This is a genomic window from Corynebacterium aquilae DSM 44791 (assembly GCF_001941445.1).
GTDB lineage: Bacteria > Actinomycetota > Actinomycetes > Mycobacteriales > Mycobacteriaceae > Corynebacterium > Corynebacterium aquilae.
In genome coordinates this window covers 2,245,815-2,266,513 of the sequence record NZ_CP009245.1, presented here as the reverse complement: position 1 = coordinate 2,266,513, position 20,699 = coordinate 2,245,815, and the positions used below count along the sequence as shown (strand labels likewise).

General features: G+C 65.8%; 9 protein-coding genes. All 9 read left to right on the top strand.

Going from position 1 to position 20,699, the window contains the following annotated elements; genetic code table 11:
- Positions 1 to 368 precede the first annotated feature (368 nt).
- The 9 genes from CAQU_RS09490 (at position 369) to CAQU_RS09450 (ending at position 20,698) form a co-directional block, all read left to right on the top strand.
- A complete protein-coding gene (locus tag CAQU_RS09490; protein WP_075727215.1) occupies positions 369 to 9,512 on the top strand; it encodes a type I polyketide synthase in 9,144 nt (3,047 codons plus the stop codon).
- Between the two features lie 93 nt (positions 9,513 to 9,605).
- Entirely contained in the window at positions 9,606 to 10,034 is a 429-nt protein-coding gene (locus tag CAQU_RS09485) for a holo-ACP synthase (RefSeq protein WP_075727213.1), read from the top strand.
- A gap of 459 nt (positions 10,035 to 10,493) precedes the next feature.
- Positions 10,494 to 12,785: a beta-propeller fold lactonase family protein gene (locus CAQU_RS09480; protein WP_075727211.1), complete on the top strand. Its 2,292-nt coding sequence runs from the start codon at positions 10,494 to 10,496 to the stop codon at positions 12,783 to 12,785.
- 258 nt (positions 12,786 to 13,043) lie between these two features.
- Positions 13,044 to 14,048 carry an ABC transporter substrate-binding protein gene (locus CAQU_RS09475; protein ID WP_075727209.1) on the top strand — a complete coding sequence of 335 codons (1,005 nt, stop codon included), beginning with the start codon at positions 13,044 to 13,046 and terminating at the stop codon, positions 14,046 to 14,048.
- 32 nt (positions 14,049 to 14,080) lie between these two features.
- The gene (locus tag CAQU_RS09470) at positions 14,081 to 16,411 is read left to right on the top strand and encodes a hypothetical protein (protein ID WP_075727207.1); all 2,331 of its coding nucleotides are present in this window, start codon (positions 14,081 to 14,083) and stop codon (positions 16,409 to 16,411) included.
- Positions 16,412 to 16,510: 99 nt separating this feature from the next.
- Positions 16,511 to 17,146: a hypothetical protein gene (locus tag CAQU_RS09465; protein WP_075727205.1), complete on the top strand. Its 636-nt coding sequence runs from the start codon at positions 16,511 to 16,513 to the stop codon at positions 17,144 to 17,146.
- 199 nt (positions 17,147 to 17,345) lie between these two features.
- A complete protein-coding gene (locus tag CAQU_RS09460; protein ID WP_157108976.1) occupies positions 17,346 to 18,359 on the top strand; it encodes an ML domain-containing protein in 1,014 nt (337 codons plus the stop codon).
- Positions 18,360 to 18,482: 123 nt separating this feature from the next.
- Positions 18,483 to 19,592 carry a FecCD family ABC transporter permease gene (locus CAQU_RS09455; protein ID WP_084563000.1) on the top strand — a complete coding sequence of 370 codons (1,110 nt, stop codon included), beginning with the start codon at positions 18,483 to 18,485 and terminating at the stop codon, positions 19,590 to 19,592.
- Positions 19,589 to 20,698 (top strand): FecCD family ABC transporter permease, encoded by a 1,110-nt coding sequence (locus tag CAQU_RS09450; RefSeq protein WP_245797250.1) that lies wholly within the window; start codon positions 19,589 to 19,591, stop codon positions 20,696 to 20,698. The genes CAQU_RS09455 and CAQU_RS09450 overlap by 4 nt, the downstream gene beginning before the upstream one ends.
- Position 20,699: the final 1 nt, after the last annotated feature.

The window sequence follows — 20,699 nt, the reverse complement described above, 5'->3', positions numbered from 1 at the left end:
TTGTTCACCTCCTTTCCCCTGTTTAGTTGTTTTGTGTTGTGGTGGTTGGGGTTTGACGTGGGGTGAGGCTTGGGGGATGTGCACGTGCATGTGGGGTGGGGTGGTATGACACGCGCGGGGGTGGTCTGTGGTGAAAAACTTTTTTGGCTGCGACCTGGCCTTTTGTTGGTGTCGGTGGGGTAGTTGCTGGCCTTTTGGGGTAAAAGATGACGGTTTCCTCAACTTTTTATGGCATATTGGTTGGGCAAAACTTTTGTGGCACATAAGAGTGCCCTCATGCCGTGCGCGTGGCTCGCGCGCACGGCTGGCGTTTGTCCGCACAGACTTCCCCAAGCAAAGCGAGATTTTCCACCGTGACGAAGCAACCGATGTCCCACCAGTACACCCTGGGTGCTCAGCGCCTGATCGATCGCCTGGGCGCACAGCCTTTCGGCCTGTGCTTTGCCGGCCAGGGCTTTGACTGGCTCGGTACCCTAACCCAGTCCCTGACTGGTGGCCTGAAAAACGTCAACGATGTGGTGGCACAAGCCGCCGACCTGATCAGCGTTGTCGCCGACGACATCGCCGGGGTGCGCCCCCACGGCTTCGACCCGTGCGCCTGGGCGACCGCTGACAGCGTCGCCTTCAACCCCATGCACGCCGCCTACAGCGTGCCGGGCATCCTCACCGCCCAGATCGCCGTGCTGGGAGACGTGGAAAATCAGGGACTGCAGCTCGAGGACTCCGTCGGCGCCATCGGACACTCCCAGGGCATCCTCGGCGTCGAACTAGCCGTCGACCCCTCCAATGCCGCTGAGCTGCTGGCCATTGCCGAACTCATCGGCGTGGCTGTCACCCGCCAGGCCCGGATCACCGGCGCTATCCAACAGGGCGAAGACATGCCGATGCTGCTTATCCAGGGCATTACCCGCGAAAAAACCCAGCAGGCCATCGACACGGCCTTCCCCGACGCCTCCGACCCGATGCGCCCCGTCATCGGTTTGCGCAACGCCCGCGACGCCTACGTCGTCGTCGGCCGTCCCGCAGACGTTGCCAAGGTTCGCGAAGTCCTCACCGCCTGGGCCGGAAAAGATGCCAAGGACATCGAGGAGAAAAAGCGGGGCGGCAAACCCTTCGCGCCCGTGTTCACCCCGCTCGACGTCCAAGTCGGTTTCCACCACCCCTGCCTGACCGACGCCGTCGACCAGGTCGTCACCTGGGCGCAGGCCTGCGGGTTGAACGTGGATCTCGCCGAGCGCATGGCCACCGCCGTCATGGTCACCCCCGTCGACTGGGTCAGCGACGTGTTGCACCTCGTCGACAAGGGTGCCCAGTGGATCTTCGACCTTGGTCCCGCTGAAGGCGTGGACTTCCTCACCGCCGACATCGTCGCCGGCCGTGGCGTCGGAACCCTAGCCATCGGCACTGCCGAAGGCCAAGAAAAACTCTTCGACGCCGGCGAGCAACTCGCCCTGCCGACCCCCTACAGCGCATATGCGCCCACCATCGAACGCGACCACAACGGCACCCTGCGAGTCGTCACCAAATTCACCAAAACCACCGGCCGTTCCCCCATGCTGCTGCCCGGCATGACCCCGACCACCGTCGACCCCGAGATCGTCGCCGCAGCCGCCAACGCCGGCCACTGGGCAGAACTCGCCGGCGGCGGACAAGTCACCCCCGAGATCCTCAAAGCCAACCTGGCCCGCCTCGAAGAACTTTTGGACGACGGCGTCAACGCCCAGTTCAACTCCATGTTCCTCGACCCCTACCTGTGGAAAATGCAGATCGGCGGCAAAAAGCTCGTGCAGCGCGCCCGCCTCAACGGCGCCCCCATCGACGGCGTCGTCATCACCGCCGGCCTGCCCGAACTCGATGAAGCCGTCGACCTGATCGCCGAACTTCGCGGCAACGGCTTCTCCTGGGTCGTCTTCAAACCCGGTGCCGTCCGCCAAATCGACAAAGTCCTGGCCATCGCCAAAGCCGTCCCCGACGTCGACATCATCATCCAAGTCGAAGGCGGCAAAGCCGGCGGCCACCACTCTTGGGAAGACCTCGACGATCTGCTGATCGCCACCTACGACGACATCCGCGCACAGCCCAACACCGTCCTGTGCGTCGGCGGCGGCATCGGCACCCCCGAACGCGCAGCCGACTACATCACCGGCACCTGGGCCCGCGCCTACGACCTGCCCGACATGCCCGTCGACGGCATCCTGCTCGGCACCGTCACCATGGCCTGCAAAGAAGCCAAAACCTCCGACAGTGTCAAACAACTCCTCGTCGACACCACCGGCGTCGACGGGTGGGTCGGCGCAGGCTCCGCCACCGGCGGCATGGCCTCCGGGCGCAGCCAACTCGGCGCCGACATCCACGAAATCGACAACTCCGCCGCCAAAGCCGGCCGCCTCCTCGACGACGTCGCCGGCGACGAAGAAGCCGTCGCCGCCCGCCGCGAAGAAATCATCGCCGCCATCGCCAAAACCGCCAAACCCTACTTCGGCGACGTCGACACCATGACCTACCAGCAGTGGCTCACCCGCTACCTGGAACTGTCCGGCCCCTACCAGGGCGCATGGACCGACATCTCCTGGGCCAACCGCTTCAACGACATGCTGGCCCGTGCCGAAGCCCGCCTCGCCGACCGCGACCACGGCACCTTCGAAGCGAAAATCGCCCGCGCCACCGTCGACACCACCGTCGACCCGGCAGCCCAAATCGCCGCCCTCGTCGACGCCTACCCGCAGGCCACCACCGCCACCCTGCACCCCGCCGACGTCACCTTCTTCTACGGGCTATGCCGCACCCCCGGCAAACCCGTCAACTTCGTGCCCCGCATCGACAAAGACGTCCGCCGCTGGTGGCGCTCCGACTCCCTGTGGCAAGCCCACGACCCCCGCTACGATGCCGACCAAGTCTGCATCATCCCCGGCACCGCAGCCGTCGCCGGCATCCAACAAGCCGACGAACCCGTGGCCGACCTCCTCGACCGCTTCTGCGCCCACACCGCCCAGCGCATCCTGGAAACCACCACCGGCGACGCCCTCGCAGCCACCACCGACGTGGTGCGCGCCGTCATCGCCGCGCCGGGCACCTTCTGGGCCGGTCGCAACACTGGCTCCATGATCGCCCGCCTCGGCGACCTCGACGCCTGGACCATCACCGAGGAAACCGCAGATGGCCTCGCCCAGCGCGCCACCCACGCCCCCACCGGGGCTGCTCTGGTGCGCGAAGACGCAGAACACGCCGTCCTGTCGGTCCCGCTGGCCGGCTCCACCGCCGCCGGCACCACCACCGAACTAACCATCCGCTTCACCGTCGCGGCAGCAGCTGCCGGCGGCACCGTCCCCGTGGTCACCACCGCCGACGCCGAAGCCGCTATGGGGGAGCTCACCCGCGTGGCCGCCGGCGGGCAACTGCCTGAGGTCGACGCCGACGGCCAGGCACAGTGGCGCGCCACCATCACCGCCTCCGATATCGCCGACTACCAGTCCGTCACCACCGGCTTTTTGCCCACCGGCATTAACGCCACGAAGGTGGCCGCCGACGTGCTCGTCGGCAAAGCCTGGCCGGCGATCTTCGCCGCCGTGAAAGCCGCCACCGTGCCCGGCAGCACCGACGCCAGCGTCGTCGAAGGCATGCTGTCCCTGGTACACCTCGAACACCACATCACCATCAGCGACGACCGCGACCTCCAAGGCGCCGAGCTGGCCATTAGCGCCCGCGCCGACGAAGTCGTCGACACCGACATGGGGCGCATCGTCGTCGTCCGCGCCAAACTAAGCTGCGCCACCACCGGCGATAACATCGCCACCCTGTCCGAGCGTTTCGCCATCCGCGGACGCAACGGCACCTCCACCGCGCGCACCAACACCTCCATCCTGCCCAGCGTCGTCGACACCCCCCGCTCCTTCCGCGCCCAGGCACAGGTCACCGCGCCCAGCAGCATGCTGCCCTTCGCCATCGTCTCCGGGGACCGCAACCCCATCCACGTCGACGACAAAGCCGCAGCCCTGGCCGGTCTGCCCGGCGTCATCGTGCACGGCATGTGGACCTCCGCCATGGCGGAACTGATCGCCGCCGGCGGCTACAGCGACGACTCCGTCACCACCGCCCCCAGCCAGGTGGTGGAATACACCGCCACCATGCTCGCCCCGGTCCTGCCGGGCGAAACGGTCGAATTCGTCGTCGAACGCGCCGGCGTCGACGACCGCCCCGGCCGCGGCGAAGTCCGCGCCGTCACCGCCTCTGTCGGCGGCAACCCGGTGCTCACCGCCACCGCCGTCATGAAGGCCCCCAACACCTTCTACGCCTTCCCCGGCCAAGGCATCCAATCCCAAGGCATGGGCATGGAGGCACGCAAAAACTCCCGCGCCGCCAAGAACGTGTGGGATCGCGCCGACCGCCACACCCGCGACCACCTGGGGTTCTCCATTCTGGAAATCGTGGAAAACAACCCGCAGGAAGTTGTCATCGGCGGGGAACGCTTCTTCCACCCCAAGGGCGTACTGTTCCTCACCCAGTTCACCCAGGTCGCCATGGCCTGCCTGGGCGTGGCCACCATCGCCGAAATGCGCGAAGCCGCAGCCCTGAACCAGCGGGCCTACTTCGCCGGTCACTCCGTCGGTGAATACAACGCCCTGGCCGCCTACGCGGGCGTGCTGTCCCTGGAATCCGTGGTCGAAATCGTCTACCGCCGCGGCCTGACCATGCACCGCCTCGTCGAGCGCGACGAGCACGGCCGCTCCAACTACGGGCTTGCTGCGCTGCGCCCCAACAAGATGGGCCTCGGCGCCGAGGAGGTCGGCGACTTCGTCGCCACCATCGCTGCGGAATCCGGCGAATTCCTCGAAATCGTCAACTACAACCTGGCCGGCCTGCAATACGCGGTCGCCGGCACCGTCGCCGGGCTGAAAGCCCTCGGCGCGGCCGCTGAGGCCGCCGCCCCCGGCCAGCGCGCCCTGATCATGATCCCCGGCATCGACGTGCCCTTCCACTCCTCCCGCCTGCGCGACGGCGTAGCGGACTTCCGCGACCACCTCGACCGCCTGCTGCCGCACGAAATCGACCTATCCGTGCTGGTGGGGCGCTACATCCCCAACCTGGTAGCTCGCCCCTTCGAGCTTTCCCGCGAGTTCGTGGAATCCATGACCGAGGTCGTGTCCTCCCCGCTGCTCGATGAGATCTTGAGCGACTTCGACCGGGCAGCAGCCGACGAGCAGAAACTGGCCCGCACCATCCTCATCGAACTGCTGGCCTGGCAGTTCGCCTCCCCGGTGCGGTGGATCGAAACTCAGGACCTGGCGCTGACCACCCTGAACCTGGATCGCTTCGTGGAAGTCGGTGTGGGATCCGCCCCGACCATCGCGAACATGATGGGCCAGACCCTGCGCCTGCCGCAGTACGCCCAGTACGCCGATGATGTGCAGGTGCTCAACGTCGAACGGGAACGCGCCATCGTGTTCGCCACCGACGAGTTCTCCCGCACCGTCATCGAAGACGACACCGCAACCGCGGCCGAGGAGCAGGCCGCTAAGGAGCCGACCTCCGGCCAGGCTGCCGGCAACGTGGCCTCTGCCGCCACCGAAGTGGCCGCCGCCCCGGCCACCCCGGTCGGTGGGGAACGCCCCGCCGACATCGCCTTCACCCCGGCCGATGCCACCGAGCTTTTGATCAGCCTGTGGACCAAGGTGCGCCCCGACCAGATGGGCGCGACCGACAGCATCGAAACCCTCGTCGAAGGCGTGTCCTCCCGCCGCAACCAGCTGCTGCTCGACCTGGGCGTCGAGTTCGGGCTGGGCGCCATTGATGGTGCCGCCGATGCGGAACTCGCCGACCTGAAAAACACCGTGTCCAAGATGGCCAAGGGCTACACCGCCTTCGGTCCGGTCCTGTCGGATGCTGCCGCCGATGCGCTGCGCCGCATCACCGGCCCCACCGGCAAACGCCCCGCCTACATCGCAGAACGCGTCACCGGCACCTGGCAGCTGGGCCAAGGCTGGGCCGATCACGTCACCGCCGCCATCGTCACCGGCGCCCGCGAAGGTGCCTCCCTGCGCGGCGGGGAACTGGCTAGCTTGAGCCCCGCCACCCCGACTAGCGCCGCCGAACTCGATCAGCTGATCGACGCGGCCGTGCAGCAAGTCGCCGCCGCCCGCGGCATCAGCGTCGGCCTCCCGCAGGCCGGCGGTGCCGGCGGTGGGGTAGTAGATTCCGCCGCCCTCGGCGAGTTCGCCGAAACCGTCACCGGCAAGGCCGGCGTGCTGGCCGCCACGGCACGCACCATCCTGACCTCCCTGGGGCTGGACCACAAGCCCCGCACCGTGGGCTTGAGCGATGAGGAAGCCGACCAGAAACTGTTCGACATCGTCTCCCAGGAACTCGGCAGCGACTGGCCGCGCCTCGTCAGCCAGTCCTTCGACGAAAACAAAGCCGTCCTCATCGACGACCGCTGGGCCACCGCCCGCGAAGACCTCGCCCGCATCGCAGCCGGCCACATCAACCCCGCCGACGTCGACGTCACCGGCCAGGGCGAGGCCGTGGCCGCCATGGCGGAATTCTTCGCCTCCCGCGGCGTGGCCGGCATGGATGAGCTGGCCCGCGCCGCCCGCGACACCAGCGCCCTGGCCTATGCCGGCGACGTCGCTGTCGTCACCGGCGCCTCCCCGAACTCGATTGCCGCTGATGTGGCCGCCGGCCTGCTGCACGGTGGCGCCACCGTGGTGGTCACCACCTCCAGCCTCAACCACGACCGCCTGGAGTTCTACAAGCAGCTCTACCGCGACAACGCCCGCGGCCAGGCCGCCCTGTGGGTGGCCCCGGCAAACCTGTCCAGCTTCGCCGATTTGGACTCCCTCATCGACTGGATCGGCAGCGAGCAAACCACCACCGTCAACGGTGCGACCAAGCTGATCAAGCCGGCCCTGGTGCCGACCGTGCTGTTCCCCTTCGCCGCCCCGCGCGTCATGGGCTCCCTGGCCGACGCCGGCCCCCGCGCCGAAAACGAAATGCGCCTGCTGCTGTGGTCGGTTGAAAAGCTCATCGCCGGCCTGTCCGCCATCGCCACCGACACCCACGTCGGCAAACGCCTCCACGTGGTGCTGCCCGGCAGCCCCAACCGTGGCCGCTTCGGCGGCGACGGCGCCTACGGCGAAGCCAAAGCCGCCCTCGACGCGCTGGTCACCCGCTGGCACGCCGAACCGGTGTGGGGACAGCGCACCAGTGTTGTCCACGCGCTCATCGGCTGGGTGCGCGGCACCGGCCTGATGGGCGGCAACGACCCGCTGGTCGACGCCGTCGAAGCCGCCGGTGTGACCACCTACGCCACCGCCGAAATGGCCGGCAAACTGCTCACCCAAATCGACACGGAGGTGCGCGCCCAAGCCGCCACCAGCCCCATCACCGTCGACTTCACCGGCGGACTGGGAGAAGCCGACCTGGACCTGGCCGAACTTGCCCGCAACGCCGCCGAGGCTGACGCCCGCGCGGCAGCCACCGATGAAGACGCGGACGATGCCGCAAGCATGCGCATCAAGGCGCTGCCCAGCCTGCCGGCCAACCCCGCCGACCCCCGCCGCAACGCCCCCACCTTCACCCAGGTCGACCAGAAACTACACGACATGGTCGTCATCGTCGGCGCGGCAGAGCTCGGCCCCTACGGGTCCTCCCGCACCCGCTTTACCGCCGAACTCACCGGCAGCCTCAACGCCGCCGGCGTGATCGAACTGGCCTGGTCCATGGGGCTAATCACCTGGGACGAAGACCCCACCCCCGGCTGGTACACCGCCGACGGGGACCCCATTGCCGAAGAAGACATCTTCGACACCTACCGCGACGAAGTACTCGCCCGCGTCGGCGTGCGCCGCTACCACGACGACTTCGGCATGGTCGACAACCTCGCCCCCGAACTGACCACCATCTACCTCGACCACGACATCACCTTCCAGGTCTCCGACAAGGCCGCCGCCACCAGCTTCGTCACCTCCCACCCGGACACCACCGAAGCATTCTTCGACGAAGAAACCGGCGAATGGATGGTCACCCGCCGCGCCGGCACCCCCGTGCGCGTCCCGCGGCGCATGGCCATGAGCCGCTTCGTCGGCGGCCAAATCCCCGAAGGCTTCGACCCCGCCGCCTGGGGCATCCCCGCCGACATGGTCGACAACCTCGACCGCGTCGCCTGCTGGAACCTGGTCTGCACCGTCGACGCCTTCCTGTCCAGCGGATTCAGCCCCGCCGACGTCATGCGCCACATCCACCCCACCCGCGTGTCCTCCACCCAAGGCACCGGCATGGGCGGCATGGAATCCATGCGCAGCCTCTACCTGGACGGACTACTGGCAGAACCCCGCGCCAACGACATCCTCCAAGAAGCGCTGCCCAACGTCATGGCCGCACACGTCATGCAGTCCTACGTCGGCGGCTACGGCCAAATGATCCACCCCGTCGCCGCCTGCGCCACCGCCGCAGTCTCCGTCGAAGAAGGCATGGACAAAATCCGCCTCGGCAAAGCCGACTTCGTCGTCGCCGGCGGCCTCGACGACCTCTCCATCGAAGGCATCACCGGCTTCGGCGACATGGCCGCCACCGCCCCCAGCCAAGAACTGGCAGACAAGGGCATCGACGACCGCTACTTCTCCCGCGCCAACGACCGCCGCCGCGCCGGCTTCGTCGAATCCGCCGGCGGCGGCACCATCCTGCTCGCCCGCGGCAGCGTCGCCGCCGACCTCGGACTCCCCGTCCACGGCGTCATCGGTTTCGCCGAATCCTTCGCCGACGGCGCCCACACCTCCATCCCCGCACCTGGTCTCGGCGCCCTCAGCGCCGCCCAAGGCGGCACCAACAGCCGCCTCGCCACCGCACTGCGCGCACTCGACGTCGACGCCGACGACATCGGCATCATCTCCAAACACGACACCTCCACCGCGGCCAACGACCCCAACGAGTCCGACCTCCACGAACGACTCGCCACCGCACTCGGCCGCAGCACCGGCAACCCGCTCTACGTCATCTCCCAAAAGACACTGACCGGCCACGCCAAAGGTGGCGCCGCAGCCTTCCAGCTCATCGGGCTGACCCAGGTACTCAAACACGGCACCATCCCCGCCAACCGCAGCCTCGACTGCGTCGACCCGGTCCTGGCGACCCACCCCCACCTCGTGTGGCTGCGCCAACCGCTTGACATCTCCAGCAGCCTGCCCAAAGCCGGCCTGGTGACCTCCCTCGGCTTCGGACACGTCTCCGCCATGATCGCCGTCGTCCACCCGGCAGCCTTCGAACAAGCCCTACGCACCCAACGCGGCGAAGACGACCTCAAGGAGTGGATCAACGCCTCCGACAGCCGGATAGCCAACGGTGCCCGCCGCATCCTCGACGGCATCTACGGCGGCAGCCCCCTCTACACCCGACCCGTCGACCGCAACCTCGGCGCCACCGGAGCAGAAGCCAAAACCCGCGAAGCAGCCGTCCTCCTCGACCCCGACGCCCGTCTCGTCGACGGCGTCCTCCGCACCGGAAAGGAAATCACCACCTAAACACTGACCCCAACCATCCAAACCGCCGACGCACCCCAGCGACACACATCAACGGGGTGCGTCGGCGCACTCACGCCAACCACAATGGACACCATGCACCCACCACACCCCCTCATCCCAGCCCTCGGCGTCGACATCTGCCACATCCCCAGCATCAACACCCAACTTGCCCAACCCGGCAGCAGATTCACCGACATCCTCTCCGGGATCGAACGCCGCCACCTCGCCAAACGACCGGAGGCGCGCCGGGCGGAATTCGTGGCGGGCCGGTTTGCGGCGAAGGAAGCAATCATCAAAGCCTGGGAGCAGGCCCTGGTGGGACAGCCGCCAGTGCTGGCGAAAGAAGCGGTGGATTTTTCCGAGATCTCCGTCGAATCAGACGCCTACGGGCGCCTAGTGGTGCGCCTGGGTGGGAGCATCGCACAATCCTTCGCCGCCAGCTGCCCGAAGTGCCGTATTCAAGTCTCCATTAGCCACGACGGTGAATACGCCTTCGCGCAAGCCTTGGTGGTGGGAGTCTAAAAGCAAAAAGGGTGTTGCCGGCCGATCGGGGTGGGGCCGGCAACACCCGTGGGGGAGGGTGAAAAAACGTGGGGGAGTAAGGGGGGATTTTTTCGATTCTTGGGGGAGCATCTTCGGGCAGTGCGCCTAACCCGTGGGGCGGGGGAATTAAAGACCTGCGGAATATAGGGCGGGGGTAATACGTCACGCACCCCAAAAGGTGGATTAGTGCAGGCTATCGCAATGAGACAAAATCTTGACTACCCCCGTGGCGCGCAAGAATGAGGTCGCATCAAACGAAAGGTTGACCGCAAACTTTCAGGCAGGCTACCCTCTCTTAGGCAAGCCAACGTTACAAACGTCGTTTTGGCTGTCGCTGAAAGGCACCTGACGCACCAGCCCATTGCGCAGGGATCGCCGCACGCACTCACCCGATAGTTCGACCAGAAAAACACAGCAGAACACAAGGGAACACCTATCGTGACCAACCGTCTCATTGGCCGCCGCGCCATCGCCGCCCTCCTCACCACCAGCATGATCTTCGGCGGCGTGACCGCCACCTATGCCCCATCCGCCCTCGCGGTCGAAGCCCCGGCCAACAGCCTGACCGCCGACGGTCTGAAAATCGGCGAAGGCACTCCCGCACTCGGCATCGTCGACGAGGTCGCCCCTGGTGGCATGATCACCTTCAAGGTGAGCGGCATGAAGGGAAACGCCGATACCCTGTCTGTAAAGATCGACGACGGCAAATACGCGCCCAATCCGAACATTGAGGGCACCGGGGCGACCAGGGTAGAAGCTGACCGTCAGATCACCGTCTTCCCGCGCACCCCTGACCAGTCCGAGATGACCATCAAGGTGCGCGTCCCGGAAAACATCACCGAGGGTCTGCACGCCGTGCGCTTCCTCAACCAGGGCTTCACTGGGGTGGGCTGGTACAAGGTCGTCAAGGCCTCCGAGGCAACTGACAAGGCCACCAGCATCAAGGGCTTCAACCAGTCCCGCAGCGGCGACGTCGTCGCCAACGCAGCCCTGGTCAACTTCGCCAAGGACTCCAAGGTCACCGTCAAGGTCAACGGCGAGGACGCCAAGTTCCAGGCCGGCCGTCAAACCGCCGACTCCATCACGATCGCCGAAGACCCGACCGTTGCCGGCGTTATCCTCCCGGCCACCGCCTACGCAGGCTCGGAAGCAACCTTCACCTTCAGCGACGGCAAGGACACCCAGGAAGTCAAGGCTGAGGTGCCCGCCTACGTGAAGTTCGTCAAGGGAGAAACCCCGAACTACGCCATCAACTCCACCGCTGACGTCACCGTCACCAACCTGCCCGACGGCGCAACCGTCGACTTCGTTGGTGTGGGCAACACCAACTTCCTGACCGACGCCCAGCGCAAGGTCGCCGCCACCAGTGGCGCCGCTACCCTGACTGGCGTTGCAATCCCCAACGAAGCCCAGCTGGTCGGCAAGAACGTCACCGTCACCATCGTGGTCAACGGGGTCAAGAAGACCTACGAAACCACCAACGCCCTGACCCCGGACAACGCCGTGCGCAACGTTGAGGACTTCACCGTCACCAACGCCCAGCTGCCCTCCGGCCTGTACCAGAGCGCCTACTCCGCCAAGCAGAACGCACTGTTTGTCACCCGCTCCGTGGGGCGTCCGCCGCTGAAGGAAGCCTCCATCTACAAGCTCGACCCCACCACCCTGGCCAAGGTCGCCGAGGTCACCCCCGCGGATGCCGGTGAAAAGAATCGCGGTCTGTACGGCCCCTACGGCATCGCCGTCAACGACGCCAAGGACCAGGTGTGGGTCACCAACACCCGTCAGGACACCGTAGCTGTCTACAGCGCAACCGACCTGAAGCTGATCAAGCAGTTCCCCATTGATTCCGCCCACCACGCACGCGACATCGCTGTCGACACCAAGACCCAGAAGGTCTACGTCACCACCCCGCGTGGCGGCGACGTGCTCGCAGTGTTCGACGCCGACAAGCTGGAAAAGCTGGATGACATCAAGATCGGTGACGCTGGCGTGCCCGGCCCGATGTCTCTGGCCTTCGACCAGGAGACCGGTGACCTGTACACCGTCTCCATGGACGTTCCGGTCGCAGCAGTTGTCCACACCCGCGACAACAACAAGGTCGAATTGATCAATCTGCCCGAAAACGACGTCAAGACCGGCTCCGGTGTGGCCTTCGACCCGAAGACCAAGCAGCTGCTCATCGCCTCCCAGGGCACCAACAACGCCGTTGTGGTCGACACCAAGACCAAGCAGGTCGTCAAGACCATCAACACCGGCGCCCAGGCCCTGTCCGCCACCTTCGACCCGGCCAACCGCCTCTACTACGTCGTGAACCGCACCGGCGGCACCGCCACCGTGATCAACGCGGACACCCTGGCAGTTGCTGGCAACCTCGCTGTGGGCACCTACCCCAACCACGTCACCACCGACGGCAAGGGCAACGCCTTCATCGTCAACAAGGGTGGCGACGGCAGCAAGGACACCACCACCAACGACATCTACCGCATCACCCCCAAGAAGGGTGCTGACCAGGGCAACGACGGTTCCACCACCAAGCCCGGTTTCACGGATCAGGATGGCTCCACCAAGCCCGGCTCCTCCGATAAGGCCGGCGCCGGAATCTTCGGCGGCATCGTCGCCGTGCTCGCCATCGTCGCTGGTATCGCCGCCGTGCTCGGCCACCTGCTGCGCACCGGGGTGATCGACAGCAAGCTCCTGCCGGAGCCCGTCCGCCAGGCATTCCGCCTCTAACACACCCCTGTGATTCACCACTAGCAGTTCTAGCCTGCTGGTGAATTCGCGCCCGACCGCCGGATCACCAACCCGTGATTCGGAGGTCACCCACAGGGCGCCAGCCACCTTTTAGTTAGCCCCCGAAAAACCCGACAAAACCCGACCTAGCACTACACACCCCAACAAACGCACCAGAACAAGTTCAACCCACTAACAGTCCTTCTCTTTCTTCCCAGCACTCACCCTCGACATCGCACCTGAAAGGACACCCCTGACGTGTCACGACAGATCAGCCGCCGCAACTTCCTTACCGCCGCCACCATCACCTTGGGCGCTGCCGGCCTAGCAGCTTGCGGAAACAGCTCATCTGCCAATAACCCCTTGGCGGGGCCCACCCGCGAGGTGCAAGACATTGAAGGAAACACCGTTACCGTTCCTGCGCACCCGGAACGCATCGTCGCGCTATCCGAGCCCGCGCTTGACGGCCTGCTGGCCCTTGATATCACCCCCGTCGGCTGTGTTGCCGGCCGCGGCCAGCGCACCGTGGCACCCTACCTGCCCGAAAAGGCACGCGACATTGAGCTGCTTGGCTCGGTATCCCAGATCAACTTCGAGGCAGTCGGCGCGGCCCAACCGGACCTGATCCTGGTTGACGGCACCAGCATCAACAACAACAAACCCGCACTCGACGCGCTCAGCGCGATCGCCCCTGTGGTGTATCTCGGCTACGCCGGCGGCGACTGGCGGATCAATTTCCGCAACCTCGCCGCAGCCGTCGACAAAGTCGACGAAGGCGAGGCCGTCATGGCGGCCTACGACGAGGAAGTTGCCGCCGCCCGCGAACACCTCGGCAAATACGACGAGGACACCTTCTCCATCGTGCGCTGGGAAGGCAACTCCGCCGCCCTGATCCTCAACGACCTGCCGCCCGGGCAAGCGCTCAAGGATCTCGGGCTCAAGCGCCCGCCCTCCCAGGACCGCATGGGGCGCGGGCACTCCGAACCCGTCTCCAACGAAAACCTCAAAGACATCGATGCGGACTACATGTTCTTCGGCACCCTCGGCGGCTCCTCCATCGCTAACCCCGATGCCGGCGGCAGCGTCGATATCGAGGCCGCTGAACAAGCCATCGCCAGTGCGGTGCAGGTTCCCGGGTTCACCGACCTGATTGCCTTCCAAGACGGCCACATCATTCCCGTGGATGGTTCGGTGTGGACCTCCACCGGCGGGCCGCTTTTGATGCGCCGCATTGTCCACGACGTCAACAACAGCCTCGACTAGCCACCCACCAGCCCCAAGGACCTGTGAACACCATGACTGCTCGAACCGCACGGATCTCCCGCCGCTACACCCCCTACGCGCTCGCGCTGTGCGGGCTGCTCATCGCACCGCCCGCGCCGGTGGTGGCACAGGACCTTGAGAGCGATGAGCCCTACGGCTACACCGCCACCGCCGAGTTCGGGGAGGCCGGCCAGGCCACCCCCAGCGCACGCACTGCGGATTCCGCCACCTCCACCCGCCGCACTACCACCATCACTCGCACCCTGCCCGCCCCGGCGCCCAGCAACGCCGTTGAGCCAGAAGCACTGACGGAACCCACCGCCCAAGGCACCCGCATCCCGGACGACGAGTACGACCCTGAGGCCACGGTGACCGCCACCAAGGGGGAGCAGGAACTGACCGCGCCCCGTTTCGTGGAACCTGGTGAAAAGATCGTGATTACCGGCACCGGGTGGGCGCCGGACACCCAGCTGGCGGTGAAGCTGCGTCACCAGGGCGATAGCGATCGTTGGACGCAAACATTTGCCCGTTCCAGTGGCATTCTCAAGCACCCCAAGTCCGGGGAAAAAGACCCCACCCTGTGGGCTTTGCTCACCAGCGATTCCGCCGGCGTGTTCGAAGCAACCATTGAGCTTCCCGACAATCTAACCCCGGGGGAGAAGTTCTACATCAACGTCGCCTCGGGTCTGCTGGATGGTGATGCACAGGCCACCGTGAATACCCCGCAGCTGATTGTGGGGCGCATCCCCTATGCCGGGGTCGATGAAAACGTCAAGTGCACTACCGATCAGCCTTTCCCCACCTATGAGGTCGCACGCACCCCGGTTGACGGCAAACTCAACATCAAGGGATGGGGATGGTGCAACCCCACCTCGGGCGCGTCCCTGGTCGCCGTGAAAATCGACGAGGCCCGGATCAGTCGCCTGGAAAGCAACAAGGTTGACGCGAACCTGACCATCTGGGATTTCATCGTCCCGGATCCCGCCACCGGCAACTTCGACTACGACATGCCGCTGCCGGATGGCACCACCTCCGGCCCGCTGGGTTCCTCGCCCGCCTTCGGCGACGGCGCCCACACCCTGCGTTTCCTCACTGGCTCCATCAAGGAGGACGACCCAGTGCGCTCCCTGCCGTTTTCCGGTAAGCGCGACACCGTCTTTGTGCAGGGCGAGTACAAGCCGAACGGCACCCCGGAGACCGTGCTGGCGGATACCGCCATCACCCCGGCCACCCGTGGGGGTGTCACCGCCGAAGACAAGGGCGAGGGCATCGTTATGACGATCCCCAACGCCGAAGCCGGCAGCTTCATGTTCGTCTCCGCCTTTATCGAGGACGGTTCGCGTCGCCTGTTTTGGGATGACTGGTTCGTCGTTGACGATCACCACCGCATCACCTTGCCGGTATCCAGTGTTCCTTCCCGCTACACCAAGGCCAATCTGCTGGTGCAGGACGGATCGTTGGATCACTTTGGCGACGTGGTCGGCTGGGCGCCGTGGACGCGCACCACCCCCGCCGCACCGACTGCCACCCCGGGGGCGAAAAAGCCCAGCACTACCAGTGGGGACTCGTCGACTTACCGCAAAAACCTCGAGGCCATCAAGAAGGAAACCACCCGCTTCGCTAAGGAAATCGACAAGGCCAGCAAGGGGTTGCTGGACTTGGTCGGCAAAAACCCCTCCCGCACCACTACAGCCGGTGGCACGGCTGAGGACACGGAGGTCGTTGAGGTTGTCGAGTACGCCCCGGCGCCGGCCACCCAGCCTGCCCGCTCAGCTCACCGCGCGGTTGCCGCACCGAAGCCGGCGAGTGCAGCCCGCACGGCGTCAGCAGCAACGCTGCCGACTACCAGTGGCTCTACTAACGCGGCAGCGAAGGCCGCCCCACAGCCTGCCCACACTCCGGATCGCCCGGTCAAACACAAAGGCAAGCTGACTCCCCGCAACAACGGCCATTTCCAGGCCAGCGTCCGCGACGGCGATTTCGTGATCACCACCAACTCTGAGCCCGGGGACTGGGTGTACGCCTACCTGTACTCCAACGATGAGGTCACCCCACTGGGGTGGACGATGGTCGGCGACGACAAGAAGATCCACGTCGGCGTTGAGGGGCTCGGCCCGGGGGAGTGGGCGGTGACCGCCCAGAATCCGGCCGGCGAAATCCTCGGCTGGGCGGGCCTGACCATTCCCGACGAGGACGAGGTGGTCGCGCCCGCGGATGCCGGCTATGCGGACGGCCCGGTGCTGGTCAGCGACGACTCGCTGATGACCGGCACCGACTGGGCGCTGATTATCGGATCCATCGCCTTAGTTGAGCTGGTGCTCATCGGGGTGTTTATGACAGCTCGGGGACGCAAGCGCGCTTAAAAGCGGCCGCTGCCACACCCCGTGACAACTTCATATTTTTCTTCAGTTTCTCCACTCACCGTGGGTTATCTCCCACGGCGTTATGAAAGGACGCACCCTATGCGTTTGTCCAAGATTGCTTTCGCCACCGCTGGTGCAGCTGCTCTGTCTTTGTCCATGGCGATGCCCGCCGTTGCTTTGCCCCCGGGTGGCGCGAACACCGTGGATTCCGCTGGTACTTCCGCCACTGTCGGCAAGACCGCCATCGCTTATGACGGCAAGAACTGTGTGCTGCCCTACGAGCTCAAGGGCTTCCCGGCTGGCACCACCGCCTCCGTCAAGGTTGATGACGGCAAGGTTGCTGGCGCGAACCCGTCGGTGCAGTACGACTCCGTGTGGGCACAGTCAAAGGTCGACGCCAACGGTGTCGCCAAGGGCTCTATCGACCTGTGCGAGAAGACCAAGCTTCCGGTCGGCAAGCACTACCTGCGCTTCCTGACCACCGAGTACGACGCAAACGGCGAGGTGAAGGCACGCTACTCCACTCGTGGCAAGACCGACTTCGAGGTCGTGACCAAGATTGAGACCCCGGATCCGGGCAAGACCAACCCCGGTAAGACCAACCCCGGTGACTCCAAGGACGGCTCCACCGGTGGTGGTGGCGGTATCGCCATCGTGATCGCCATCGTGGTGGCCCTGCTGGGTGCTATCGGTGCTGCCGTTTCCGGCGCCATCCCGGGTCTGCCCCGCCCCTAACCGCTAGCTAGCCACGGTTGTGGCTTAGGCCAGCCCACGCCGCGAGGGGGAACCTCACGTCTCCTGGGTTCCCCTATTCGCGGCGGCGCGGGTTGTGCCTGCGACACGGTGCACACCCTAACCACGCTTTTCCCGGTTGCACACCCGAGCCCCATTCAACGCCCGAAAACCACTTCACTGGACGAAAAACTCTTCAACTATGAACTTTTTGACACACACTGTCCGTCGCGTTGCCGCCTTAACGTGCGCGGTGGGGTGCGCTGCTGCTTTTGCCTTAACCGGGCCGGACGCTGCGGCTATCCCGCCGGGTGGCCCACGGTCGAATACCCCGGGAACCGATTCTGATATTTCCCCCACCACGCTGGAGCCGTGTGACACGATTAGTTTCTCCGTCACGGGCTACCCGGCGGGGGAGGTGGTCTACATCAAAATCGACGATGGCATCGGCTATGGCGATGTGACAAAGCAGGGCTCTGGCGTGATTCACCGCCAGACCGCCGATGCTTCCGGCACCGCCGATGGTTCCCTGGATTTGCCCTGTGGCATTCAGCCCGGCGAGCACTGGCTGAGGTTTTTGTCCTCCGAGGCGAAGCTGGATGCGAACGGCAACCAGATCGGTTCCGAAGGTTTTACCAACCGTTCGGAAAACTTCACCGTGGTCGCGCCCTCCGGCACTAATGCGGAAAGAGTTGCCGCGGAATCCCAGGAGACTTCCCAAGGTTCGGGCACACAGGCAATGGCTGAGTCCGATGTGCAGGCGGCGGTGCAGCAGGCGACCCGCAACACGCGCAATGGGCGGGTGACGACCACCCGTACCGTGGCCGCTGCCCCCGCCGCAGCTGCGGCAGGCGCTGCCGCGGCGGAACCCGAGCCCGCAGCCGCACAACAGCAGGCACCGGCTGCGGCAGCCGCGGCCCCCGCGAAAGCGAAAGCAGCGGATGCGAAAGCCAAAGCGGCCGATGCGAAAAACCCCGTCAAGGGGGCAGGTGCGCTGCAGGCCACTGGCGGAAAAACACAGCAGAAAGCCGCCCAGCAGCCTGGCCAGCGCATCGCCTACGATCCGGCTACCGATTCTGAATATGTGGTGGCGCAGTCGCAGGATCGGGCGCCCATGATTGGTCTGCTGGTCGGTGGCGCCATTTTGATCGTCGGTTTCGGCGCGATCGCGGCATACCTCTATGTCAACCGCCGCCCGCGCGGCGGGGATTTTTGAAGAGAACCCCCCACCGGCGAAAACCCCGAGGATCCTAAGGATCCTGATGATTCCACTGCGAAAGGGCTAGACGATGATGAGTTGGATGCGTCTGGGACGCCACCTGCATCTGCACGCACAGCAATGGGCGGTGCCGATGCCCCGACCGCGACGCTGCCCCTGCTGCGCGCAGACCACCCCAGCGGCGCAGCAGCCGGTGGGGGAATTAGCCCCAGAAAAACCATCACCGTCGCCCGGCCTACGCCGCTGCGGATAGGGGCAGCCTTTGCCGTGCTGGGGTTGCTGAGTGTACTGGTCATCGGCTCGCTGATGCTCGGCAGCGGGGACCTGTCCCCGTTGGAGGCCGTCAAACTGCTGCTGCACCCGGATGACTCTTTCGCGTCGACGGTAGTGCACGGGCAGCGCATCCCCCGCACCCTCCTGATCATCATGGTGGGCGCGGCCCTGGGTGTTGCGGGCGCGCTCATGCAGTCGCTGACCCGCAACCCGCTGGCCGACCCCGGCGTGCTCGGCGTCAACGCGGGTGCCGCGCTGGCGGTGGTGCTGTCGGTGGCCATCTTCGGCCGCACCAGCATCTGGTTCTACCTGTGGTTCGCATTCATCGGCGCCGCAATCGCCTCCGTGGTGGTCTACGCCCTCGGCGGCGTGGCATCCCGCACCGCCACCCCCGCCCGCCTGGCCCTGGCCGGTGTGGCCGTCACCATGACGGTGAGCTCCTTCGTACAAATCGTCATCCTGGCCGACAAAAACGCCTTCAACGAATTCCGCCTGTGGGCAGCCGGCTCCGCAGAAGGACGCGGCTACCCCATCCTGGAAGCCACCAGCCTGTTCATCATCGCGGGCCTCATCCTGGCCTTCGCACTCACCCCAGGTCTCAACGCCCTGGCCCTCGGCGACGACGCCGGCAAAGCCCTCGGCGTGCGCGTCACCCGACTGCGCACCCTCGTGATGATCGCAGTGACAGTGCTCGCCGGCGCTGCCACCGCCGCAATTGGGCCAGTGATGTTCATCGGACTGGCAGTGCCCTATTTGGCGCGCACCGTCGCCGGCGCCGACATGCGCTGGGCAGTCCCCCTGTGCGCCCTGATCGCCCCAGTAGTACTGCTCGCCGCCGACATTGCCGCCCGCCTGATCATCGCGCCACAGGAAATCCAAACCGGGGTCGCCACCGCGATCCTAGGAGCCCCATTTTTCATCGCCGTGGTCCGCCGCAGGAAGGTAGCGATCGCATGAGCACCACCAGCACAACCACCAGCACCACCAGCGCCCCCACCACCCCAACCACCCCAACCATTGCCGGGGCACAAGGCAAAATGCTCATCACCCTCGGGCCAATCAGCCTGCGCCTGGGCCGCCGCGCCGTCATCAGCACCGCGATAACCACCCTGGCCGCACTACTGGCCGGGGCAATCGCCCTGACCCTCGGCGACTACCACGTGCCCATCAGCGACGTGCCCGCAGCACTGCTCGGCCAATCCGCCGACCGAATGACCAACTTCTTCGTCGGACAAATGCGCGCCCCCCGCGTCCTGCTCGCCCTCATCGTCGGCGCCGCCCTGGGAGTCTCCGGAGGAATCTTCCAAACCCTCACCCGCAACCCCCTCGGCAGCCCCGACATCACCGGCTTCACCACCGGCGCCGCCACCGGCGCACTGATCCAAATCATCGTCTTCCACGCCGGCGCCCTGGCCACCAGCTTCGGCGCCCTCATCGGCGGGCTAGCCACCGGCATCCTGGTCTACCTGCTCGCCCGCGGCGGCAGCATGAACGGCACCCGCTTCGTCCTCATCGGCATCGGCGTGGCCGCCATCCTGCAAGGAATCAACACCCTCCTCATCGTCAAAGGCAGCCTCGCAGCCGCCCAAACCGCCGCCATCTGGCTATCAGGATCCTTCAACGCCACCACCTGGAACACCACCTACGTCGTCACCGCACTCGTCCTAATCCTCATCCCCATCGCCCTCTACTACGCCACACCACTATCCATCATGACCTGCGGCGACGAACTCGCCACCGGGCTAGGAGTCCCCGTAGCCCGCACCCGCATCGTGCTGCTCGCCGTCGCCATCGCCCTCGTCGCCGTCGCCGTCGCCGCCGCCGGACCCATCGGATTCGTCGCCCTCGCCGCCCCCCACATCGCCCGCAAAATCAGCCGCACCTCCGGCGCCGGACTCTTAGGCGCCGCCGCCACCGGGGCACTCATCGTCATCACCAGCGACATCATCGCCCAAAGAATCTTCGCCCCCACCCAACTACCCGTCGGAGTCGTCACCGGCGTTGCCGGCGGCTGCTACCTCGTCTGGCTGCTCGCCAACCAATGGCGCACCCAACGCGGATAAA